The organism is Crenobacter cavernae (assembly GCF_003355495.1).
In the GTDB taxonomy this organism is placed as follows: domain Bacteria; phylum Pseudomonadota; class Gammaproteobacteria; order Burkholderiales; family Chromobacteriaceae; genus Crenobacter; species Crenobacter cavernae.
The window spans coordinates 1110233-1133114 of sequence record NZ_CP031337.1; the positions used below are offsets into that span (position 1 = coordinate 1110233).

Below are 22882 nucleotides of genomic sequence, written 5' to 3' on the forward strand. Positions count from 1 at the left end.
GCCTTCGCCTCGGCGACCGCAACGCGCTGCCGGGCTTGCCGCCGCGTGCATTGCTTGAATACCGTTAAATCTCTTAAAATCAACGGTTTTGCCGCCGAGCGGGTTCGGCGGCGTTCGTTTTTTGGAGCAAGCGTGATGTCTGAACTTGAACTGGAAGTGGCCGGCCTGATCGTCGAGGCCCTGAATCTGGAAACGGCCGCGGCACAAATCGACCCGGCCGCGCCACTCTACGGCGAGGGCCTGGGGCTCGACTCGATCGACATTCTCGAAATCGCGCTGGTGGTGTCCAAGCGCTACGGCTTCCAGCTGCGCTCGGACAGCGAAGACAATGTGCGCATCTTCGCGTCGCTGGCCAACCTGTCCGCGCATATCGCCGCCCACCGCACCTGCTGATGAACTGGCGTGTGCCCGTGCTGGCGGGGGGCTTCGCCGGCTACCTGGGGCTCTCGCACTGGGTGCTGGGCGCCCCCGAACAGCAAGCGCTGCTCGGCGTGCTGCTGGCCCTCGTGCCGCCGCTCGCCGCGCTGGTCCTGCTCTGTCTGGCCGCCGGGCGGCGGCGCCTGGCGCTGGCCGTGCCGCTGCTGGCCGCCGCGCTGGTCTGGATGCGGCTAGCCTGGTTCACCGGGCACTTCCCGTGGCTGTATTTCCTGCAGGACGCCGGTACCCAGTTCGCGCTGGCGCTGATGTTCGGGCGTACGCTGCTGCCCGGCCAAACGCCGCTGTGCAGCCAGATCGCGAGGCTGATCCACGGTGAACTGGACGCGGCGCTCACCCGCTACACCCGTAGAGTGACGCAGGCCTGGACACTGTTCTTCGTGGCGATGACCTCGGTATCGACGCTGCTGTTTTTCACGGCGACGCTTACGACCTGGTCGTTCTTCAGCAATCTGCTGGTCTTCCCGCTCACCGGGCTGATGTTCGTCGTCGAATTCGCGCTGCGCCTGAAGGCGCTGCCGCAATGGCGCGACCAGCTGCGCTTTACCGACACCTTCCGCGCCTACCGCCTCCTCAACCGCGGCGGCTCGGCCGACGTTGGCCGAGAATCCTGATGGAAACAGCTATCCTCTACCCGCTGATCGCGCACGACGACGCGGCCCGGCCGCTGGCGCGCTTTGCCGGCCGGGAGCGCAGCGCCGGCCGCTTCCTCGCCGATGTGGCCGAGTTGGCCGAGCGACTGCCCGAGCGTGACGCGCTGCTCAACGCCTGCCAGAACCGCTACCTGTTCGCGGTGGTGCTCTACGCCTGCGCGCTGCGCGGCAAGCTCTGCCTGCTGCCGGCCTCGCACAGCCCGGAAACCATTCACCAGCTCGCCGCGGATTACCCGGCGCTCGGCTGCCTGAGCGACCGGCCGGACGGCGGCATCGCGCTACCCACGCTGCTGATCGACGAGAGCCTCTTGGCCGCTCCGGGCGCCCGCCACTGGCCGCCGCCGAGCCTGCCGGCCGGGCAGCGGATCGCCCGGGTCTTCACCTCGGGCTCCACCGGGCGTCCCCAGGGGCACGACAAGTATTGGGGCGCGCTGGTGGAAACCACCCGCGCCGGCATGGAGAGCCTCGGGCTGGCGTCCGGTTTCGCGCTGCTCGGCACGGTGCCGGCCCAGCATATGTACGGGCTGGAATCGACGCTGCTGCTGCCGCTGCTGGGCGGCGGTCTGCTCAGCGACGAGCGCCCCTTCTATCCGGCCGACGTCCAGGCCGCGCTGGCCGGCCTGCCGGCGCCGCGCGTGCTGGTCTCCACGCCCTTTCACCTGCGCACGCTGCTAGAGAGCGGTCTGGCGGTGCCGGAGCTGACGCTGCTCACCAGCGCGACCGCGCCGCTGTCGGGAGAACTCGCCGGCCAGTTGGAGGGCCATTTCGGGGCGCCGCTGCTGGAAATCTACGGCTGCACCGAAACCGGCCAGCTGGCCACCCGGCGCAGTGCTTTGACCGAAGAGTGGGAGTGCATGCCGGGGGTCGAGCTGCGGCCGGACGGAGCCGAGCGCGCCGTCGCCCATGGCGGCCATGTGTGGCAGGCCCAGCCGCTCAACGACCGGGTGGAACTGTACGGTGCGCGGCGCTTCCGCCTGCTCGGACGCACCGCCGACCTGGTCAACGTCGCCGGCAAGCGCAGCTCGCTCGCCTATCTCACCCAGCAACTGTTGGCGATCCCCGGCGTGGCGGACGGCGTGTTCTTCCTGCCCGAGGAAGAGAGCGCGGGCGCCGTGGTGCGCCTCGCCGCGCTGGTGGTCGCGCCTAAACTTACGCGCACGACGCTGCTGGCGGCGCTGCGCCAACGTATCGACGCGGCCTTCCTGCCGCGCCCGCTGAAATTCGCGGCGGCGCTGCCGCGCAATACCACCGGCAAGCTGCCGCTGACCGCGCTGCGCGCCGCCTTGCACGAGCCTGCTACCGATGACTGACAGCCTGACGCTGACGCTTGCCATTCCGGCCGATCATCCGGCCTTTCCCGGCCATTTCCCGGCGCGGCCTATCCTGCCCGGCGCCGCGCTGCTCGACCTTGTCGTGCTGGCGCTCGAAGAAGCGCTGGCACTGGAACCCGGCGCGCTGCAACTGGTCTCCGGTAAATTCCTCGCGCCAATCGGGCCGGGCAGCGTACTGCAACTCTACGCCACGCCTGGGCGGGCGGGCGGCTGGCGCTGCACGCTGAGTGACGCGGCCGGGCAGACCGTCGCGCAGTGCGAAGTGCGCTTCGGGGTGTCGGCGTGAAAGCGGCTGACGCCGAGTGGGCGAGTCGCACCGAGCGCGGTTCGACCTTCTGGCTGTCCGTGATGCGCCATCTGGCGCTGCGCCTCGGGCGCGCGCCGGCGCGTCTCTTGCTCTACCCGATCACGCTGTATTTCCTGCTGTTCGCCGGCCAGGCCGGCGCGGCCTCGCGCGATTATCTGACCCGGCTGTTCGGCCGCCCGCCGCGCCTCGTCGAGCGCTGGCGGCATTTCTTCAGCTTCGCGGCTACCGTGCTCGACCGGCTCTACCTGCTGAACGACCGCGACGAGCTGTTCGAGATCGAGATCGAAGGGCGCGAGCTGGTCGAGGCGGCGATGGCGCGCGGCGACGGCGTGTTCCTGCTCGGCTCCCACCTGGGCAGTTTCGAGGCGTTGCGCGCCGCCGGGCGCTGGTATTCCGGGCTGCGCGTGACGCTGGTGATGTACCCGGACAACGCTCGGCAGATCCATGCCGCGCTCGCCGCGATCAACCCGGCCTTGCAGAGTACGATCGTGCCGCTCGGCCAACTCGATTCGATGCTGGCGGTCCAAGCCAGGCTGGAAGCCGGCGACCTGGTCGGCATGCTCGGCGACCGCAGCCCGCGCCAGGAAGCGATGGCGCGCCGACCCTTGCTCGGCGGCGACGCGGCATTCCCGCTCGGGCCGCTGCGGCTGGCCGCGCTGATGCGCCGCCCGGTGCTGTTCATGTGCGGACTCTATCTGGGCGGCAACCGCTACCGTCTGCACTTTTCCGAGCTCGCCGATTTTGCCGCGCTGGAGCGCGGCTCTCGCGAGGCGGTGGTGCAGGCGGCGCTGTCCGACTACGTGGCGCGGCTCGAACAACAATGCCGCGCGGCGCCGTACAACTGGTTCAATTTCTACGATTTCTGGGCTGACCATGCTGACTAAACTGCGTTTCCTGGCCGTCCTACTGCTGCTGCCGCTGGTGGGCCAGGCGGCCGAGTTCGACCTTAACCAACTGCTAGTCCAACTGGCGCAGACCCGGTCGGCGCGCGCCACCTTTACCGAGAAACAGTACATCGGCCTCATCGACAAGCCGCTGGAATCGTCCGGCGAGCTGGCCTACGCGGCTCCCGGCCGTCTGGAAAAACGCACGCTGCAGCCGAAGGCCGAGGCGCTGCTGCTCGACGGCGGCACGCTCACCGTCGAGCGCGGCAATCGCCGCCACGTGCTGAAGCTGCAGGACTACCCTGAGGCGGCCGCCTTCATCGACAGCATCCGCGCGACGCTGGCCGGCGATCGCCGCGCACTGGAAACGGCCTACCGCACCGAGCTGGACGGCCGCTTCGAGCGCTGGACGCTGCAGCTCACCCCGCTGTCGAACAAGATGCTCGCCAAGGTCAGCCGGGTGCGCATCAACGGGGCGCGCACCGATCTGCGCCAGATCGAGATCGTCCAGACCGACGGCGACCGTTCGGTGATGAGCATCGACAAGGCAGCACAGTGAAATCGCAGCGCACGCTGATCATCGGGCTGTGGCTGCTCGCGCTGGTGGTCGGCGCGCTGCTGCTGGCGCGCGCCCGTTTCAGCGCCGACATGTCGGCCTTCCTGCCGGCGGCACCGAGCGCCGAACAGCAGATCCTGGTCGACCAGCTCAAGGACGGCACGGTGTCGCGGCTGATGCTGGTCGGCATCGAGGGGAGCAGCGGCGAGGCGCGCGCAGCGCTGTCGCAAGGTCTGGCCTCAAGGCTGCGCGCCCGTGCCGAATTTGCCGCGGTCAGCAACGGCGAGGCCGGCAGCTTCGAGCGCGAGCGGGCCTTGCTGTTCGGCTCGCGCTATCTGCTGAGCCCCGCGGTGACACCGGCGCGCTTTTCCGAAGCCGGGCTCAACGCCGCGATCGGCGACAGTATCGCCGCGCTGGCGCTGCCTTCCGGCGCTTGGCTGAAGACGCTGCTGCCGGCCGACCCGAGCGGCGAAACGCTGCAACTGTTCGAGGTGCTGGCCAGCCAGGAGAGCGCATCGCTCAACGAAGGCGTGTGGGCGTCGCGCGACGGAAAGCGCGCGCTCTTGATGGTCTACACCCGCGCCGCCGGATCGGACACCGACGCGCAGGAGGCGGCGATCGGACTGTTGCGGGACGATTTCGGCGCAACCCGCGCGTCGCTCGCCGGGCGCTATCCGGCGTTGGCCGAGAGCCGCCTGCTGCTGTCCGGCCCCGGCGTGTTCGGCGTGGAGGCGCGCGAGCGCATCCGCGACGAGGCGATGCGCTTTTCGCTGCTCGGCACGCTGATCATCGTCGGCCTGTTGTGGGCGGTTTACCGCTCGGCGCGCGCGCTGCTCTTGGGCCTCGTGCCGGTGGCGAGCGGCGCGCTGGCCGGCGTGGTCGCGGTGAGTCTGGGCTTCGGCGTGGTGCACGGCATCACGCTGGGCTTCGGCATCACGCTGATCGGCGAGGCGGTCGACTATTCGATCTATCTGTTCATCCAGTCCGGCTCGGCCGGCGCGGCGGGAGACGGCGAGTGGCGGCGACGTTTCTGGCCGACCGTCCGGCTCGGCGTGATGACCTCGGTGTGCGGTTTCGCCGCGCTGCTGTTTTCCGGCTTTCCCGGCCTGGCCCAACTCGGCCTGTATTCGATCGCCGGCCTCGTGGTGGCCGCGGGGGTGACCCGTTTCGTGCTGCCGCTGTTGTTGCCGAGCGGCTTTGCCGTGCGCGACCTGAGCACGCTCGGCGAGCGTCTGGAAAGCGTGGTGCTGCGTCCCTTGCGCCGCTTGCGCCTCTTGGTGCCGCTACTCGCGCTATCGGCGTTGGCGATTCTGCTTTGGAATCACGAGAACCTCTGGAACCGCGATCTGGCCGCGCTCAGCCCGGTGCCGGCTCAGCAGCAGGCGCTCGACGCCGCCTTGCGCGCCGACCTTGGCGCTCCGGATGTGCGCTACCTGGCCGTGCTCGGCGGGCCGGATCGAGAAGCGGTGCTGCGCCAGGCCGAACGATTGACGCCCCGGCTGGACGGCCTGGTGGCGCAGGGGCTGCTGGCCGGTTACGAGAGCCCGAGCCGCTACCTGCCTAGCCGCGCCACCCAAGAGGCCCGCCGCGCCAGCCTGCCCGATGCCGCCACCCTGCGCGCCCGCCTGCAGGCGGCGCTGGTCGGCCTGCCGATCCAGCCGGCGCGTCTCGAGCCCTTTGTCGCGGCGGTGGACGCCGCGCGCCGCGCCCCCTTGCTCACGCCGGCGAGTTACAAGGGCACGTCGCTGGCCCTGCTGCTCGACGGCCTGCTGATCGACCGTCCCGGCCAGAGCCTGGCGCTGCTGCCGCTGCGCGCGCCTCAGAGCGGCATCGACGCCGCCGCGCTCGACAAGGCGCTGGCCGGCCAGCCGGTGCGTCTGGTGGACCTGAAAACCGCGTCCAACCGGCTGTACGCTGCCTATCTGGACGAGGCGCTCGAGCTGGTGGCCTGGGGCATGCTGGCCATCGTGCTGCTGCTGGCGCTGGTGCTGCGTTCGCCGGCGCGGCTGCTGCGCGTGCTGCTGCCGCTCTTGGCGGCGGGGCTGGTGGTCGTCGCCGGCCATGTGCTGGCGGGCGTGGCGCTCAGCCTCTTGCATCTGGTCGGCCTCTTGCTGCTGGTGGCGATCGGCTCGAACTACGCGCTGTTCTTTGTCGGCAGCGAGCGTACGCCGAGCCTGCTGCTCTCGCTGCTGGTGGCCAACGCCACCGCGCTGGCCGGTTTCGGCCTGCTGGCCTTCTCCAGCGTGCCGGTGCTCGCCGCGCTGGGCGGGACGGCCGGGCCGGGCGCGCTCCTGGCCTTGTTGTTCTCCGTGATGCTGGATCGCCATGAGCCCGCCTGACTGGCCGCTGCCGCCGCCGGCGGACGAGGCGCTGTTCTTCGCCGCCGCCGAGCCTCGCCCCGACAGCCCGCTCGTGGTGCTGCTGCCGGGCGCCTACGGCCGGCCGCAGGACCTCGTCGAGCGGGGTTTCGCCACCGAACTGCGAGAGCGCCATCCGCAGGCGGCTCTGTTGCTGTTGCCCATCGACCCGCTCGCGGTGACCCAGGGCGTGGCGCTGGCGCGGCTGGAGGCCGCACTCGCGCCATGGCGGGCGCGCTTTGCGCGGATCTGGCTGGCGGGCATTTCGCTGGGCGCCTTGCTGATGCTGGCCCATCTGGCCGAAGCGCCCGGCGGGGTCGAAAGCGCGCTGGCGATGGCGCCCTATCTGGGCACCCGCGCGCTGGAGAAAGAGATCGGCGAGGCCGGCTCGCCGGCCGCCTGGGCGGCGGCGCAGACCGCGTGCCGGGACGCGCGCGAGCTGGAAAAGCGCGTCTGGCGCTGGTTGGCCGAGGGCGGCGCACAGCGGCTGCCGCTGAGCCTGGGCCTGGCCCGCGAAGACCGTTTTTATTCGAGCCAGACGTTGGCCGAGACCTGCTGGCCGGCCGAGCGCTGTTTCAAGCTGTCTGGGGAGCACGACTGGCCCGCCTGGCGCGCGCTCTGGACATTGTGGCTGGAGAGGGTGAACTTTAGCGATAACGAGGGCAATCGATGAACAAGACCTGGCGACCGACGCCGCTGATCGCCGCCTCGCTGGCTTTGCACGCCGGCGCGGCGGGCGCCTTGCTGTGGCAACCCGGCGCCTGGCCGTGGTGGCTGGGCTCGCTAGTGGCCGACCACGCGCTCTTGACCGCGGCCGGCTTGTGGCCGAGGAGCCGCCTGCTAGGCCCGAACTGGACGCGCCTGCCCGAGGCCGCCGCCGCACGCTCCGAGGTGGCGGTCACCATCGACGACGGCCCCGACCCCGAGGCCACCCCGCGCGTGCTCGACCTGCTCGACCAAGCCGGCGCGCGCGCGACCTTCTTCTGCATCGGCCAACAGGCGCGGCGCTACCCGGCGCTGTGCCGCGAGATCGTCGCGCGCGGCCACGCGGTGGAAAACCACAGCCAGCATCATCACCACAGCTTCTCGCTGCGCGGCCCGCGGGCGCTCGCGCGCGAGGTGGACGCCGCCCAGCAGACGTTGGCCGAGATCACCGGGGTGAAGCCGCGCTTTTTCCGCGCGCCGGCCGGCCTGCGCAACCCCTTTCTCGAACCGGTGCTGCACCGCCGCGATCTCACGTTGGCGAGCTGGACGCGGCGCGCCTTCGACACCCGTCAGCGCGACCCGGCGCGCGTGCTGGCCATCCTGAGCCGCGACCTGGCCGGCGGCGACATCCTGCTGCTGCACGATGCCCATGCGGCGCGCACCCTGTCGGGGCAGCCGGTGATTCTCGACGTGCTGCCCGGCCTGCTCGACGCGATTCGCCGCCAGGGCCTCAACACCGTGACGCTGGCCGAAGCGCTGGACGGCGCCGCTAACCGTATTCAATCTTGATGGAAGGAAGAGCCATGCAAGCCTTGCATCTCTCCTGTTTTACCGCAGTGAGCTGTCTGGGGACGGGCCTCGAGCCCACCCTGGCCGCGCTCGCCGCCAATCGCAGCGGCCTCGCGCGCTGCGCGTTCGAAACCGCCGAGCTCGCCACCCATATCGGGGCCGTGGCGGGCGTGGACGACTACCGCCTGCCGGCCGAACTCGCCGCCTACGACTGCCGCAACAACCGCCTGGCGGTGCTGGCGCTCGAAGAGGACGGCTTTGCCGAAGCGGTACGCGCCGCGGCACAACGCTACGGCGCCGCGCGCGTCGGCGTGTTCCTCGGCACCAGTACCGCCGGCATCCTCGAGACCGAGCAGGCCTACCGCCGGCTCGACGAGGCCGGCGCCTTCGTGGCGCCGCCGGTCTACGAAGGCAGTCACACGCCCTACGCCTTGGCCGACGTGGTCGCGCGTCATCTGGGCCTGTCCGGCCCGGCCTTCGTCGTGTCGACCGCCTGTTCGTCGGGCGCCAAGGTGTTCGCGAGCGCGGCGCGACTGATCGGGGCCGGCCTGATCGACGCGGCGGTGGTCGGCGGGGTGGACAGCCTGTGCCTGACGACGCTGTACGGCTTCAATTCGCTCGAACTGGTGTCGGCCGAGCCGTGCCGCCCTTACGACTCGGAACGCAAGGGCATCTCGATCGGCGAGGCGGCGGCCTTCGCGCTGCTGGAACGCCCGGCGGGCACGCTGCCGCCCGAGGCGGTGCTCTTGGCCGGCGTCGGCGAATCGAGCGACGCCTACCACATGTCTTCGCCGCACCCCGAGGGGCGCGGCGCCTACGCCGCGATGCGTGCGGCGCTCGAGAGCGCCGGCCTCTGCGCGGGCGACGTCGATTACCTCAACCTGCACGGCACCGCGACGCCGAGCAACGACGCCGCCGAGGGTCAGGCGGTGATGCGCCTCTTCGGCCGCGACGTGCCGGCCAGCTCGACCAAGGGCGCGACCGGCCACACGCTCGGCGCGGCAGGCGCCTTGGAGCTCGTGATCGCCGCGCTGACGCTGCAGCACGGGCTGATCCCGGGCAGCCCAGGCAGCCACGAACTCGATCCGGCGCTCGATCTCGACTATGTGTTCACCCCGCGCCGGCAGGCGCTAGGGGTGGTGATGAGCAATTCCTTCGGCTTCGGCGGCAGCAACGCCAGCGTGGTACTGCGCCGTGCCGATGCAAAGGGGCACGCATGAGCAAGCTGACGGCGTACCTGGACGGGGTCGGCGCGCTCGGCCCCGGTTTCGACAACTGGACCCAGCTCGCCGCCCGGCTGCGCGGCGAAGAGCCTTGGCGGCCGGCGCCGACCGTGCTGCCGGCGCCGCAGGCGCTGCCGCCGGCCGAGCGGCGCCGCGTCGGCAAGCCGGTGCGGCTCGCGCTGGCGCTCGGCTTCGAGGCCGCAGCGATGGCCGGGTCTGATACCACGAAGCTCGCGACGGTGTTCACCGCCTCGGGCGGCGACGGCGACAATATGCACGCGCTGTGCACGACCTTGGCCGAGCCCGAGCGGCTGGTGTCGCCGACCCGCTTCACCAACTCGGTGCACAACGGACCGGCCGGTTACTGGGGCATCGCGGCCGCTGCCTCCGCGCCGTGCAATGTGCTGAGCGCCTTCGACTCCAGCTTCGCCATGGGCCTCTTGGAGGCGCTCGGCCAACTGCAGGACGAGCAGCGTAAGGTGCTGCTGATCGCTTACGACACGCCTTATCCGGGACCGCTCGCCAGCCTGCGCCCGCTGCCCGATTCGTGCGGCGTCGCGCTCTTGCTCAGTCCGCAGCGCTCCGAGCGTTCCCTCGCGCGCATCGCTGTGACTGTCGATGCCGCACCTTGCGGCAGCACAGGGTTGGCCGAGCTCGACGCGCTGGGCCAGTCGGCCCCGGCGCTGCGTGCGCTGCCGCTGTTGGCCGCGCTGGCGAACGGACAGGCTGTGCGCTGTGCGCTGGAAGCGCCGCTCCCGCTTGCCGTGGAGCTGCAGCCATGCGTCTGAAGCCGATCGGGAAGGCCGACATCGCCCGGCTCATTCCGCACCAGGGGGCGATGTGCCTGCTCGCCGGGGTGAGCCACTGGGACGAAGACCGCATCGGCTGCCATGCCGACAGCCATCGCGATCCGGACAACCCGCTGCGCCAGCAGGGGCGGCTCGGCGCCGCCTGCGCGATCGAGTACGCCGCGCAGGCGATGGCGCTGCACGGCGCGCTTCTGGCAGGCTATGAAGAAGCACCGCGTGCCGGCTACCTGACCAGCGTGCGCGAGGTGCGGCTTGCGGTGGCGACACTGGACGAAGTGGCGGCCGACCTGGAAATCGAAGTCGAACGGCTGATGGGCGACGAGAACAACGTGATGTACCGCTTCACGGTCAGTGCGGCGGGGCAGGAGCTGGCTTGCGGCCGCGCCGCGGTGCGGCTGGACGCCGCGCGTCATCTGGACGACGAGGGAGCACAAGCATGAAACGCGCACTGGTAACCGGGGGCAGCGGCGGCATCGGCGCGGCGATCTGTAGAAGGTTGGCCGAGCAGGGCCACGAGGTGCTGATCCACGCCAACCGCAGCCTCGACAAGGCCGAAGCGCTCGCCGCCAGCCTGCGCGAAGAGGGCTATGTGGCCCGCGCGCTGGCCTTCGACGTCACTTCGCCCGAAGAAAGCGCGGCGGCGCTCGAAGCGCTGCTGGAAGAGGGGCCGATCCAGATCCTGGTGAACAACGCCGGCGTGCACGACGACGCGGTGCTGCCGGGCATGCGCGCCGAGCAGTGGCACCGCGTGCTGGACGTGTCGCTGAACGGCTTCTTCCACGTCACCCAGCCGCTGCTGCTGCCGATGATCCGCACCCGCTGGGGGCGCATCGTCAATATCAGCTCGGTCGCGGGCCTGGCCGGCAACCGCGGCCAGGTCAACTACGCGGCGGCCAAGGCCGGCCTGCACGGCGCGACCAAGGCGCTGGCGCTGGAAGTGGCCAGCCGCGGCATCACGGTGAACGCGGTCGCGCCGGGCCTGATCGATACCGGAATGACGGAGGGGGCGTTCGATCCGGACTTCATCCGCGAGATGATCCCGATGCAGCGCGCCGGCCGTCCCGAGGAAGTGGCGGCGCTGGTGGGTTTTCTGTGTTCCGACGACGCCGGCTACATTTCCGGCCAGGTGATGTCGGTCAACGGCGCGTTTTACTAGCGAGCCGGCGCGCCACGAGCAGCGGCAGGCGCAGCAGAAAGCCCGCGAACAGCCGGCTGTGCATGCCGGTGAGCAAGAGGTTGTCGCGCAGATAATTGAAGTGCGACACGCCGCCCTCGTCGGCGTCGAAGTAGCGGACCGGGCAGGGCAGGTTGACCGGGCGCACGCCATGCCAGCACAGCCGCACGGCGGCTTCCGGATCGAAATCGAAGCGGCGCATCCAGCGCTGCTTTTTCATCACCGCGATCAGCGGCGCCACCGGGTAGACGCGAAAGCCGAACAGCGAATCGCCGATGCCCATCCACAGCGTTTCCAGATTCGCCCAGCCATTCGACACTTTGCGCCCGCGCACGCGCAGTTTGGGCGCGTTCGCGTCGAACTGCGGCACGCCCAGCACCATCGCATCCGGTTCGGCGATCGAGCGCGCCATGAAGGCGGGAATCGCCGCGGCCGGATGCTGGCCGTCCGAGTCCATCGTCAGCGCGTGCGTGAAACCGGCAGCCTCGGCCAACGTCAGGCCATAGAGCACCGCCGCGCCCTTGCCGCGGTTCTGGGGCAACACCTCGACGCGCAGGCCCGGGTCCTCGGCGGCCATCGCCATGAGACCCTGGGCGCTGCCGTCGCTGCTGCCGTCGACGATCACCCACACCGGGTTCCATTGTTCGCGCGCGGCGCGCACCGTGTCGTAGACCTTGGGGCCGGGGTTGTAGCTGGGGATCAGCACCAGATGGCTGGAAGAGGGCGTCATGCAAGGCTTTCGGCTGCGGCCGGCTGCGGGGTCAGCGCGCCGACGATGTGCTGCTCGATCGCGCGGGTCAGTTCGCGGGTGTCGGTTTCGGGCTCGAAGCGTTCGCCCAGCCTTACCCGGAAGCGTATCGGCAGCAAAGGAGTTTTCAGGGCCGGCCAGCCCTTGGACAGGTAGGGCGAGTCGGTTTCGATGATCAGCGTCTGCACCGCCACGCCGGCGCGCCGCGCGATCAGCGCGGCGGTCGGCGCGAAAGGGCTCACCGGGTGGTGGCGGCTGCGTCCGCCCTCGGGAAACAGCAGGAGCTGGCCGCCGCTCTGCAGCTCGCGGCTGGCGGCGAGCACCATAGACAGCGGCGCGTCGTTGCGGATATAGCCGGCCAGCCGCGCGGCCGCGCCGAACAGCGGGTTGTCGAGCAGGCTGGCCTTCATGATGCACGCGACGTTCGGCAGCCGGGAGATCAACAGCGGCGCGTCGAGCAGGCCGGGGTGGTTGGCGACCAGCACCAGCGGGCCGGCGTCTCGCAGGCTGTCGAGCTCGTCCAGCTCGAAACGGCAGGCGCCGAGCGCAGAAAGCCCCCAGAGATACAGCCGGAAACTGCGCATCGCCGCCCGGCGGCCGAGCGGCCGGCCGCGCCGGGCGGTCAGCACCAGGCGCAGCGGCAGCGCGATCACGCCCCACGACAGGCAGATCAGCGCCAGGAACAGCCAGCCTAGCGCCAGCCGCAGCACGTCGTGCGGGCGTCGCAGCAGGTCGGGCAAGGGCAGAGGCAGACGGCGGATCATGGCGCGACACGCAGCGGGTGGCCGGCCGACGCCTCGATCTCCACCAGGAGATCGGCGCGGCAGACGTCGGCCTTGAGATAAACGGCGTTGAGCTTGGCGCCGACTTCGGCCCCGAGCAGTTCGGCCACCAGAGGCTGGTGTTCGGGGTGGCGCAGGTAGACGGTGTAGTGCAGCGCCGCGAGCGGGAAATCGGCCTCGGGCAGCCGGCGGCGCGTTTCTTCCAGCACTGTGCGGATATTGCGCAGCGTCTCGCGGGTCTGCTCGGCGACATCGCCTGCGTGCAGCGTGCGGTGGCCGACGATGCTGGCGGTGCCGGACAGCCACAGCTGCGGCCGGCCTTCCAGCCACGAGACGCTGGCGCGCGCGAAGGTCGGTGCGCGCGGGCCGTAGTCGCTCGGATAGTCGTAGGCGCTGACCTGGCGCGGGTTCTCAATCGCGAGCGCCGGCTCGCGCCCGGCCAGCACCGCCACCACCAGCGGCCCGCTCTGGCTGCCCAGCGCGCAGGCGGCCGGCACCGCGGCGTTCACGCTGCGCCCGGCGTCGGCAAACGCCTGCTGGCGTCCGTAGTTGAACTGGCGGTAGCGCTCCAGCCCGTTCTCGTCGCCGTGGATATCGGCCAGATAGTTCCAGAACCGCCAAGGCGCCGAATAGCCCTCTTTTTCCAGCACATCGAACAGCGCATGGTAGGCGACACGGCTGGCCTCGCGCAGCGACGACAAGGCCCCACCGTAGGCGTCTTCTTCGACGCTCAGCGCGGCGAACAGGCAGTCGGGATGGCGCCATACGCGCAGCGCGCCGAATCGGGCGTGCTCCACGGGCTGGCGGCTGGCGAACAGGCTGAACAGCGGGAGATCGGGTCGGGAGGCGCCGAGCCGGGCCATCGCCACTTCGGGCAGGCCGGTCTCGCCGGCCGGGCCATAGCACAGCCCGCCGAGCAGCGCGGCAGGCGAGTCGGGCGGGCAGGCAGTCCAGACGAGTTCGAGGTGTTCGTTCGGCATAGTGGGTTAGCAGTCTGCAAAAGAAAATCCGCCGATCAATGTGCAATTGAATCAGCGGATTATCGAATGGCTTGCGGGGGCAGGGCTTGAACCTAGGGCTTCGAGTGTCTGCGAGACCTTGCGGACCTCCCGGACCCTACCGCCGCGCGTGGGGCGTATTCTCTTGGCGCGACGTCCAGCTGTCAAGTCCCCGGCTGCGCAACCTTAGCGAAATCAGTCGCTTAGCCATTTCCCGGATAGAGGCGTGCGCCGTTCCACGTGAAACGGCATCGCCAGAAACGCCTCGTCAGCCGGGCGTTTTCAGGGGCGGCTCGCGGCCAATGCGCGCGCCTGCTGGCGGCGCCAGAGGCGCACCCCGCCGATCAAGGTGACCAGCAGCCACGTGCACTGCGTGACGAAGGACGCGAGGTTGAAGCTGTGCGACAGCGACACCAGGATGCACGCCGGCCCCAGCACGTTGAGCGCGAAGTAGCGCGGACTCTCGGGGCTCCAGCCCATGAGCTGGACGCCGAAATAGGCGGCGAGGTAGGCGACCACGCCGATCAGACCGATCAGGTCATACATGATGAAAACCACAGCAAGGATGCGATAGACCGGGGGCGCGCGCGGCGTCCCCGGAGACAGGCCGGCCAGGCCTAGCGGGCGATGGTGGACTCCGCCTGGCGCCGGCCCTGGGAGCTTGCCCCGCCCGACACCGGGCTCACGCGCAACGGCGCGCCGCCCGCCTTGTAATAGGGTGCGCTCGAGCGCGCCAGAGGCTCGCGGCCGCGGATCTTGTCGGCGATCTTCTCGGCCATCATGATCGTCGGCGCGTTGAGATTGCCGGTGATGATGCGCGGCATGATCGACGCGTCCACCACGCGCAGCCCGGAAAGTCCGTGCACGCGACCCTCGTTGTCGACCACCGCCTCCGGATCGCTCTCGTCGCCCATCTTGCAGGTGCACGATGGGTGCAGCGCGGTCTCGGCGTGTTCCTTCACGAAGGCGTCGATCTCGGCGTCGGTCTGGATCATCGCGCCCGGCTTGATCTCGCGGCCGCGGAACTGATCGAACGCCTGCTGTGCGACGATCTCGCGCGTGATGCGCACGCCGGCGCGGAATTCGCGCCAGTCTACGTCGTGCGCCATGTAGTTGAACAGGAGGCGCGGATGCTGGCGCGGGTCGCGGCTCGCGAGCTTGACGAAGCCGGTGCTCGGCGAGCGCATCGAGCCGACGTGGCACTGGAAGCCGTGGCTTTTTACCGGGTTGCTGCCGTCGTAGTTCATCGCCAGCGGGATGAAGTGGTACTGCAGGTTCGGCCACGCGAACTCGTCGCTGCTGCGGATGAAGCCGCCGGCCTCGAAGTGGTTCGAGGCGGCGATGCCGGTGCCGTTCAGGTACCACTCGATGCCGATCGCCGGCTTGTTCCACCATTGCAGCGCCGGGTAGAGCGACACCGGCTTGGTGCACTCGTACTGCAGGTACATCTCGAGATGGTCCTGCAGGTTCTCGCCGACGCCCTTGAGGTCCACGACCGGCGCGATGCCCAGCGCGGAGAGCTCGTCGGCGTTGCCGACGCCCGAACGCAGCAGCAATTGCGGCGACGCGATCGCGCCGTTGGAGACGATCACCTCGCGGCTGGCCCGCGCTTCGCGCGGCTCGTCCCCCTGCAGATAACTGATCCCTATAGCGCGCTTGCCCTGGAACAGCACCCGATCGGCGAGCGCGCGGGTGTGCACGGTAAGGTTAGGTCTATCCTTCGCCTGGTCCAGATACGCGAGCGACGTGCTGCAGCGACGCCCCTTGGCGGTCGTGGTGCGGTCCATCGGGCCGAAGCCTTCCTGACGGTAACCGTTGAGATCGTCGGTGGCCGGGTAGCCGGCCTGATCGCCGGCCTCGATGAAGGCGTCGAACAGCGGGCTGATATTTGCCTTGGGAGTAGTGACGTGCAAGGGGCCGTCGCCGCCGTGGTAGTCGTTCGCGCCCTTGTCGTAGGTTTCGGCCTTCCTGAAGTAGGGCAGACAGTCGGCGTAGCTCCAGTCCTCCAGCGACTTGTTCTCGGCCCAGCCGTCGTAGTCCATCGCGTTACCGCGGATGTAGACCATGCCGTTGATCAGCGACGAGCCGCCGAGGCCCTTGCCACGGCCCTGCGTCATCTTGCGGCCGCCCATGTGCGGCTCCGGCTCGGTGACGTAGGCCCAATTGTACGTGGTGCCCTGCAACGGGTAGGCGAGCGCCGCCGGCATCTGCGTGCGCCAGTCTAGCCGCCAGTCCGGTCCGCCGGCTTCCAAGAGCAGCACGCTGACGTCGGCGTCTTCGGTCAGCCGCGCCGCCAGCACGCAGCCGGCCGAGCCGGCGCCGACGATGATGTAGTCGTATTCCTTGATTGCGCTCATCGCAATCTCCTCTTCGGTGAGGGAACGCGCGGTCAGGCCGTGCCTGCCCGCGCGCTCTTACGAGGGAAAGGTTGGCCGAGCCTAGGCGCCGAACCAGCCCATCGGTTTGGGCGCGAGGTTGATGTAGCTGTGCTTGAGCTCGGTGTATTCGTCGAGCCCGATGCGCGCGAGCTCGCGGCCGATGCCGCTCGCCTTGTAACCGCCCCACGGCGCTTCCGGGAAGTACGGGTGGTAGTCGTTGACCCACACCGTACCGAAGCGCAGCGCGCGCGACATCCGGTTCGCCTTGTTAAGGTCCGTCGTCCACACAGCGGCGGCGAGACCGTACGGCGTGTCGTTAGCCAGGCGCAGCACTTCTTCTTCGCTGCTAAAACGCTCGGCGGTGATCACCGGGCCGAAGATCTCTTCCTTCGCGATCTTCATGTCGGCGCTCACGTCGGCGAGCAGCGTCGGCTCGAGCCAGAAGCCCTTCTCGTAGACCGCGCCTTCCGGGCGCTTGCCGCCGTGCACCAGGCGCGCGCCCTCGCTCAAGCCCAGCTCGACCAGGCCGAGGATCTTCGCGTGCTGCTGCGCCGACTGCACCGGGCCCATCTGCGTCTCGCCGTAAAAGCCGTTGCCGATCACGATGCGCGGCAGGCGCTCGGCTAACCTTGCGATAAATTCATCGTAGATGCTGTCTTGCACCATCAGGCGCGAACCGGCCGAGCACACCTGTCCGGCGTGGAAGAACGCCGCGTTCAGCGCGTAGTCGACCGCGGTGTCGAGATCGGCGTCGGCGAAGACGATGTTCGGGTTCTTGCCGCCGAGCTCGAGGCCGATGCGTTTGAAGTTGCCGGTCGCCGCCTTCATGATGCTCTCGCCGGCGAACGCGCCGCCGGTGAACGACACGAGGTCGACGTCGTGGTTTTCGGCCAACTCGGCACCCACTTCGGCGCCGCCGGTCACCAGGTTGAACACGCCTTCCGGCAGATTCAGCTCGGCCAACAGTTCGGTGAAGCGGTGCGTCGTCAGCGGCGTCAGGTTGCTCGGCTTGATGATGACGGTGTTGCCGGCGCCGAGCGCCGGCGCGATCTTCCACGCCGCCTGCAGCAGCGGGTAGTTCCACGGCGTGATCAGCCCGCACACGCCGACCGGCTCGCGCAGCGTGCGGCTGATCACGTGGTGCGGCGCCTCGTTGACCGCGCCCGATTCGGACGCGACGAGGCCGGCGAAGTAGCGGAAGGTCGCCGCGATGTCGCCCATGTCGGTGCGGCTCTCGGTGATCGTCTTGCCGGTGTTCAGCGACTCGAGCCTCGCGAGGTTCTCGGCGTCTTTATCGATGAGTTCGGCGATCTTGTTCAACAGCTTCGCGCGTTCGCGGATATTGCTGTTGCGCCACGGGCCGTGGTCGAAGGCCTTGCGGGCGGCGGCGATCGCGCGGCGCGCGTCTTCGCGGGTGCCCTCGGCTGCCTCGGCGATCACGGTCTCGTCGGCCGGGCTGACGATGGCGCGGGTGCCGTTTGAAAGCGGCATCTGCCACTGGCCGTCGATATAGAGCTGGGTCTGGATCATTTTTAAGTATTCCTGTTTGCTGTGCCGCGGCTTAGGAGAGCGCGTCGAGCACCATTTGCTGGAAGTGTTGCACGCCGTGTTCGCCGATCGCCGAGGTCTTGTCGTCGGTGATCAACAGCGGGCCCTGGCCGTTGCGGTAGCCGCGCGACTTGAGGCCGCGCTGGACCGATTCGACGATGCTGAGGTCCTCGGGCTTGAGTACGTTCTTGTAGTACTCGATCAGCTGTTGCTGTTCGGCGGTCGGCGTCGAATCGCGGAAATAGAATTCGAAGTGCTGGATGGTGGTGTCGGCGTCTATAGGGAACATGTAAAAGACGCCGTAGTTGCCGTCGCCCGGCAGCACGTTGATCGTCACGTTCGGCCACAGCCAGAAAGCGGCGAACTCGGTGTGCGCGGCCTCGTCGCCGTAGTTGAACGCGTCGCTGTCCGAACGCGTCTGGCCGACCTGGCTGGTGTAGATGCCGCGCACCTCGTGCTTGTAGGTTTCCATCCTGATCGACTCGACGAGAGCGGGGTGCGCGGTCTGGCAGTGCAGGCACTCGAGGTAGTTGTCGACGACGACCTTCCAGTTCGCCTTCATTTCATAAGTGAGCTTATGCGCCGGCACCAGCGCATCGACGTCCGGGCAGCGCGAGCGGATCTCTTCGTCAAGCTCCTTGGCCTGCTCGGCCAACGGCACAGCGTCCATGTCGAGGTTGACGAACACCAGGCCGCAGAATTCCTCGACGCGCACCGGCGTGAGCCCCGCGTTTTCTTTGCAGAAGCCCGGCACGCTCTCGCTGTTGCGCACGTGGATCACCTTGCCGTCGAGGCCGAACGCCCACGCGTGGTAGGGACAGGTGATCACATTCTTCGCCTTGCCCGAACCCTCGGCGAACAGTTCGTGCGCGCGGTGCGGGCACACGTTGTAGAAGCCGCGCAAAACGCCGTCGCGGCCGCGCACGACGAACACGTTCTCGCCGGCGACCTTGGCGGTCGCGTACGCGTTCAGCTCGGCGACCTGGCTCTTGTGCATCACGCAGACCCAGCTCTTGCTGAAGAGGGTCTTTTTCTCGAGTTCGAACACGTCGGCCGAGGTGTAGTAGTGCGCGGGCAGCGTGTAGGCGAGCGAGGCGGAGGTATCGCAGACCGGCGCGGTTTGAGCGTTTTGCATGTTGGCTCCTCTGTAGACTCTGGTCTAATTTACTTTTGGTTAATTAAATCACCGTTAGTGATTTGAACGCAGTCTAGTCAGCCCTGCCCCGGCAGATCAATTTCAAAAAAAATATCGATATCCGTCAGACGATGTTCGTTCGCTATCGCTAGCCGCGCGGATCGCCGCCTGACGGCGCGAAGTCGCGCTCCCAAGGCCGCTGGTGTAAGGTGCGGGTCAATCAATTCACTGTCAGTTAAAGGGCGAGCGATGACCGAAGAAACCTTTGCCACGCGTCTGAAGGGCGTGCTCGATTCGAAACGCATCATGCTCAAGCAGGTGGCCGAGGCGCTGTCGGTGTCGCCGTCGGCGGTGCACAAGTGGACGCGCGGCGGCGAGATCGAATACGAGCGGCTGCTGTCGCTCGCGCGCTACATCGGCGTGAACTGGCTGTGGCTGCGCTACGGCGAAGAGGCGATCGCCGACCTCGAGGCGAGCAGCGCGGCCGACCCGCACATCCGCGAGCTGCGCCAGAAGCACCTGACCGAGATCATGGAAAACGAGGCGCGGATGAAGTTCGCGCAGGAGGTGTCGGGCATCGTCACCTGGGAGTGGAGCGTGCTGACCGACGCGCTGAACTACTCGTCGAACGACGAGACGCTGTTCGGCCGCCACATCCGGACCATGGACGACTTCTGGGCGTGCGTGCACAAGGACGACATCGCGCACCTGAAGGAGGTGCTGCAGAAGAGCCTGTCGGCGCAGGAGATGCACGAGTGGGAGTTCCGCATCGTCGTAGCCGGCGACACGCGCTGGATCTCGTCGCGCGCGACGCTGGTGCGCGACGCCGGGCAGCGGCCGGTAAAGATGATAGGCGTCAGCCTCGACATCACCGAGCGGCGGCGCGCCGAGGCGGCGTTGCGCCAGAACGAGGCCTTGCTCGCCAAGGCGCAGCAGATCGCGCATCTGGGCGGCTGGTACTGGAACATCCAGACCGACGACTGCTCGTGGACCGACGAGGCGTACCGCATCTTCGGCTGGGCGCCGCAGGCGTTCAAGGTGACGATAGAGCGCTACCTCGAATCGATCGTCGAGGAGGACCGCGCGCGCATCGACGACGCGATCCGCGCGGCGGTGGACGACAGGCTGCCTTACCGCGTCGAATACGCGATAAGGCTGCCCGACGGCAGCCGGCGCGAGATCCGCGAGGAGGGCGAGGTGACGTTCGACGAGAACGGGCGCGCGCTGACGATGGTCGGCGCGTCGCAGGACATCACCGAGCAGAAGTTGGCCGAGCTCGAATATAGGGAAAGCGAGGAGCGCTTCCGCGCGATCTTCGAGCAGGCGGCGGTCGGCATCGCCCACGTCGGCCTCGACGGCCGCTGGCTGCGCGCCAACAAGAAGCTGTGCGACATCCTCGGCTACGACAACGAGGCGCTGGCCCTCCACACCTTCCAGGAGCTCACGTCGCCCGACGACCTCGACCAGAACCTCGCGCTGCTCGACAAGCTGCTGGCCGGCCGGATCGACACCTACACGCTCGAGAAACGCTTCATCAAGAAGAACGGCGACACGGTGTGGGCGAAGGTGACGACGTCGCTGAGCCGCCACCCGGTCAGCGGCGAGCCGGCGCACCTGATCACCATCGTCGAGGACCTGGGCGACACGCACGGCTGACGCCCGACGGTGGCCGAGCCCCAATAAAAAAACCGCCCCGTGGGCAAGCCGTTAACCCAACGAGTGAAGTTTTTCGGCTAACGCCGTAGCGGCAAGAGCTGGCACAGGAAAGGGAACCCGTAAAACGGTTCCCTTTTTTATTGGTTGGATGGTAACCACTCAAAGACAGTGGCATCATACAAGCTTACTAGAAACACGCCCATCCAGTGCCTTATGACTCAAAAATCGAAGAACAGTAACCTGCATTCGGCAAAAAAATCAAAGCAAGACGAGTTCTACACGCAGCTATCTGACATCGAGAAAGAACTCAAACACTACAAGAAGCACTTCAATGGAAAAGTTGTCTATTGCAACTGTGATGACCCAAGAGTGAGCAACTTCTTTCATTACTTCTCATACAACTTCGAGAAGCTGGGCTTGAAGAAGCTCATCACCACTTGCTACAAAAATCAGAACCTTGATCTATTCAGCCAGAATCGATCTGAGAAGGCTGTTTATCTAGAATATTTTGGTGACAAGAACAACAACAATCTTCCAGACCTTGAAGAGATTGGAATTAAAGAGCTAAAAGGGGATGGGGATTTCCGTAGCGAAGAGAGCATTGAGCTATTGAAGCAAGCGGATATTGTCGTCACAAATCCACCGTTTTCCTTATTTCGTGAATACGTAGCTCAACTAATCGAATACGAAAAATCTTTCGTTATCGTTGGCAACCAGAATGCCATTAGCTACAAGGAAATCTTTAATCTCATCAAAGAAAACAAGCTTTGGCAAGGTTATAAGTGTGGAGATATGGCTTTCAGGGTTCCAGACTACTATGAGGCAAAAGAAACAAGGTATTGGGAAGATGAACAAGGCCAGAAGTGGCGTAGCTTAGGTAATGCTTGTTGGTATACAAATCTTGATATTTCGAAGCGCCACGAAGAAATCATTCTTTACAAGAAATACACCCCAGAAGAGTATCCAACCTACGAAAACCACAATGCTATTGAAGTAGGTCAAACCAAAGAAATCCCTATGGATTACTTCGGAGAGATGGGGGTTCCGGTAACCTTCCTAGACAAGTTCAATCCAGAGCAGTTTGAGATTGTTGGTTCAAGTAGAACTCTTGGAAAACCAATGTCTGAAATTGCAGAAAAAGGAAGCTACGCACAAGGCGGTCCGCGCTTTTATCTTAAAAACGCCGATGGCACCTATCGTCGTCTATATGACCATATTGTTATTAAAAGGCGTCAAAAATGAAGATTGAACTTAAAGAAATCTCTGTTCGTGAATTAACTAACGGATATGAGTACAACGAAGAATCTGGCGTTTTTGGCTATGATGGAAAGTTGGATATCAGACCACCTTACCAGCGAGAGTTCATCTACAAAGATAAGCAACGGGATGCTGTGATCAACACGATCACGAAGGATTTCCCACTAAATGTCATGTATTGGGCTGTTCGTGATGATGGCAACTTTGAAGTCATCGATGGACAGCAACGCACGATTTCAATCTGCCAGTATGTAGATGGAGATTTTGCCTTCAACAATCGTTACTTCCACAACTTGAAGAGCGATGAGCAAGAGCAGCTGTTGAATTACAAACTGATGGTCTATCTTTGCAGTGGCACCGATAGCGAAAAACTGGAATGGTTCAAGACCATCAACATTTCTGGTGAAAAGCTCACTGAACAAGAACTAAGAAATGCTGTGTATTCGGGTTCATGGGTTACTGATGCGAAACGCTATTTCAGCAAAAATGGTTGTGCTGCCTACAACATTGGTGGTGACTATCTAACTGGAACAGCTATCAGGCAGGACCACCTAGAAACGACCATCAAATGGATTAGCGAGGATGATATCGAAGGCTACATGGCTACTAATCAGCATAAGCCTAACGCTACCCCCTTGTGGCTCTATTTCCAAAGTGTAATCGCTTGGGTTCAATCAACCTTCCCTGTCTATCGAAATGAAATGAAGGGAGTTGCTTGGGGTAGTCTTTACAACTCTTTCAAAGATAAAGAGCTTGACTCCAAGAAGCTTGAAGTTGAAGTTTCAAAGCTGATGGAAGATGAAGATGTTACGAATAAAAAAGGTATCTATCCCTATGTTTTAGACCGTAAGGAAAAGCACCTAAATATTCGTGCATTCACCAACAATCAGAAGCGAGAAGCTTACGAGCGGCAAAAAGGAATTTGCCCAGTTTGCAAAGACAAGTTTGACATTGAAAAAATGGAAGGCGATCACATCACTCCTTGGCACGAAGGAGGAAAGACTTCTGCCGAAAATTGCCAAATGCTTTGCAAAGAAGACAACAGAAGAAAGTCTGGAATTTAACTTCGCCCCAAGCTTAAAATGAAAGCTCTATCTGCAATGGATAGGGCTTTTTCTTGGAGGGATGGAAAGTTCATAAATGAACTTTCCCCAAGA

General features: G+C 66.0%; 23 protein-coding genes. 16 read left to right on the plus strand and 7 right to left on the minus strand.

Annotated elements, in window-relative coordinates:
• Positions 1–135 precede the first annotated feature (135 nt).
• Genes DWG20_RS05435 through fabG form a run of 13 tightly spaced genes read left to right on the plus strand, consistent with a single transcriptional unit; the run spans position 136 to position 11205 of the window.
• A complete protein-coding gene (locus tag DWG20_RS05435; protein ID WP_115432855.1) occupies positions 136–393 on the plus strand; it encodes a phosphopantetheine-binding protein in 258 nt (85 codons plus the stop codon).
• Positions 393–1049 carry a COG4648 family protein gene (locus DWG20_RS05440; RefSeq protein WP_115432856.1) on the plus strand — a complete coding sequence of 219 codons (657 nt, stop codon included), beginning with the start codon at positions 393–395 and terminating at the stop codon, positions 1047–1049. The genes DWG20_RS05435 and DWG20_RS05440 overlap by 1 nt, the downstream gene beginning before the upstream one ends.
• Positions 1049–2398, plus strand: coding sequence for an AMP-binding protein (locus DWG20_RS05445; protein ID WP_115432857.1), 1350 nt, complete (start codon positions 1049–1051; stop codon positions 2396–2398). The genes DWG20_RS05440 and DWG20_RS05445 overlap by 1 nt, the downstream gene beginning before the upstream one ends.
• Complete coding sequence (locus tag DWG20_RS05450) at positions 2391–2705, plus strand: ApeI family dehydratase (protein ID WP_115432858.1); 315 nt, start codon at positions 2391–2393, stop codon at positions 2703–2705. The genes DWG20_RS05445 and DWG20_RS05450 overlap by 8 nt, the downstream gene beginning before the upstream one ends.
• Positions 2702–3610: a lysophospholipid acyltransferase family protein gene (locus tag DWG20_RS05455; RefSeq protein WP_245944778.1), complete on the plus strand. Its 909-nt coding sequence runs from the start codon at positions 2702–2704 to the stop codon at positions 3608–3610. Before DWG20_RS05450 ends, DWG20_RS05455 begins: the two co-directional genes overlap by 4 nt.
• Positions 3600–4169 carry a LolA-related protein gene (locus DWG20_RS05460; RefSeq protein ID WP_115432859.1) on the plus strand — a complete coding sequence of 190 codons (570 nt, stop codon included), beginning with the start codon at positions 3600–3602 and terminating at the stop codon, positions 4167–4169. Before DWG20_RS05455 ends, DWG20_RS05460 begins: the two co-directional genes overlap by 11 nt.
• Positions 4166–6505: an MMPL family transporter gene (locus DWG20_RS05465; protein WP_220272019.1), complete on the plus strand. Its 2340-nt coding sequence runs from the start codon at positions 4166–4168 to the stop codon at positions 6503–6505. The genes DWG20_RS05460 and DWG20_RS05465 overlap by 4 nt, the downstream gene beginning before the upstream one ends.
• Entirely contained in the window at positions 6492–7196 is a 705-nt protein-coding gene (locus DWG20_RS05470) for a hypothetical protein (protein WP_115432860.1), read from the plus strand. The genes DWG20_RS05465 and DWG20_RS05470 overlap by 14 nt, the downstream gene beginning before the upstream one ends.
• Positions 7193–8017 carry a polysaccharide deacetylase family protein gene (locus DWG20_RS05475; protein WP_115432861.1) on the plus strand — a complete coding sequence of 275 codons (825 nt, stop codon included), beginning with the start codon at positions 7193–7195 and terminating at the stop codon, positions 8015–8017. The genes DWG20_RS05470 and DWG20_RS05475 overlap by 4 nt, the downstream gene beginning before the upstream one ends.
• Positions 8018–8031: 14 nt before the next feature.
• Positions 8032–9237 carry a beta-ketoacyl-[acyl-carrier-protein] synthase family protein gene (locus tag DWG20_RS05480; protein WP_115432862.1) on the plus strand — a complete coding sequence of 402 codons (1206 nt, stop codon included), beginning with the start codon at positions 8032–8034 and terminating at the stop codon, positions 9235–9237.
• The gene (locus tag DWG20_RS05485) at positions 9234–10028 is read left to right on the plus strand and encodes a beta-ketoacyl synthase chain length factor (protein ID WP_115432863.1); all 795 of its coding nucleotides are present in this window, start codon (positions 9234–9236) and stop codon (positions 10026–10028) included. The genes DWG20_RS05480 and DWG20_RS05485 overlap by 4 nt, the downstream gene beginning before the upstream one ends.
• Positions 10019–10489, plus strand: coding sequence for a hotdog family protein (locus DWG20_RS05490; RefSeq protein WP_115432864.1), 471 nt, complete (start codon positions 10019–10021; stop codon positions 10487–10489). The genes DWG20_RS05485 and DWG20_RS05490 overlap by 10 nt, the downstream gene beginning before the upstream one ends.
• Entirely contained in the window at positions 10486–11205 is a 720-nt protein-coding gene (gene fabG, locus DWG20_RS05495) for a 3-oxoacyl-ACP reductase FabG (protein WP_115432865.1), read from the plus strand. Before DWG20_RS05490 ends, fabG begins: the two co-directional genes overlap by 4 nt.
• Here fabG and DWG20_RS05500 read toward each other — a convergent pair.
• From DWG20_RS05500 to DWG20_RS05530, 7 genes are all read right to left on the minus strand, one after another.
• Entirely contained in the window at positions 11186–11953 is a 768-nt protein-coding gene (locus DWG20_RS05500; RefSeq protein ID WP_115432866.1) for a glycosyltransferase family 2 protein, read from the minus strand. The genes fabG and DWG20_RS05500 overlap by 20 nt on opposite strands.
• Positions 11950–12735: a lysophospholipid acyltransferase family protein gene (locus tag DWG20_RS05505; RefSeq protein WP_115432867.1), complete on the minus strand. Its 786-nt coding sequence runs from the start codon at positions 12733–12735 to the stop codon at positions 11950–11952. The genes DWG20_RS05500 and DWG20_RS05505 overlap by 4 nt, the downstream gene beginning before the upstream one ends.
• Positions 12732–13733, minus strand: coding sequence for a chorismate transformation FkbO/Hyg5 family protein (locus DWG20_RS05510; protein WP_115432868.1), 1002 nt, complete (start codon positions 13731–13733; stop codon positions 12732–12734). Before DWG20_RS05510 ends, DWG20_RS05505 begins: the two co-directional genes overlap by 4 nt.
• 300 nt (positions 13734–14033) lie before the next feature.
• Positions 14034–14297 (minus strand): CBU_0592 family membrane protein, encoded by a 264-nt coding sequence (locus DWG20_RS05515; RefSeq protein ID WP_115434739.1) that lies wholly within the window; start codon positions 14295–14297, stop codon positions 14034–14036.
• 71 nt (positions 14298–14368) lie between these two features.
• Positions 14369–16108 carry a choline dehydrogenase gene (gene betA / locus DWG20_RS05520; RefSeq protein WP_115432869.1) on the minus strand — a complete coding sequence of 580 codons (1740 nt, stop codon included), beginning with the start codon at positions 16106–16108 and terminating at the stop codon, positions 14369–14371.
• An 81-nt stretch (positions 16109–16189) separates the two neighbouring features.
• A complete protein-coding gene (locus tag DWG20_RS05525) occupies positions 16190–17659 on the minus strand; it encodes an aldehyde dehydrogenase family protein (RefSeq protein ID WP_115432870.1) in 1470 nt (489 codons plus the stop codon).
• Between the two features lie 31 nt (positions 17660–17690).
• The gene (locus DWG20_RS05530; RefSeq protein ID WP_115432871.1) at positions 17691–18812 is read right to left on the minus strand and encodes an aromatic ring-hydroxylating oxygenase subunit alpha; all 1122 of its coding nucleotides are present in this window, start codon (positions 18810–18812) and stop codon (positions 17691–17693) included.
• Between the two features lie 249 nt (positions 18813–19061).
• Between DWG20_RS05530 and DWG20_RS05535 the strand changes: the two genes are divergently transcribed.
• From DWG20_RS05535 to DWG20_RS05545, 3 genes are all read left to right on the plus strand, one after another.
• Positions 19062–20468, plus strand: a complete 1407-nt coding sequence (locus tag DWG20_RS05535) for a helix-turn-helix domain-containing protein (RefSeq protein ID WP_181880978.1) — start codon at positions 19062–19064, stop codon at positions 20466–20468.
• A gap of 213 nt (positions 20469–20681) precedes the next feature.
• On the plus strand, positions 20682–21710 hold the full coding sequence (locus tag DWG20_RS05540) for an adenine-specific methyltransferase EcoRI family protein (RefSeq protein WP_115432872.1): 1029 nt from the start codon (positions 20682–20684) through the stop codon (positions 21708–21710).
• Positions 21707–22789, plus strand: a complete 1083-nt coding sequence (locus tag DWG20_RS05545; RefSeq protein ID WP_115432873.1) for a GmrSD restriction endonuclease domain-containing protein — start codon at positions 21707–21709, stop codon at positions 22787–22789. Before DWG20_RS05540 ends, DWG20_RS05545 begins: the two co-directional genes overlap by 4 nt.
• The last annotated feature ends 93 nt before the right edge of the window (positions 22790–22882 follow it).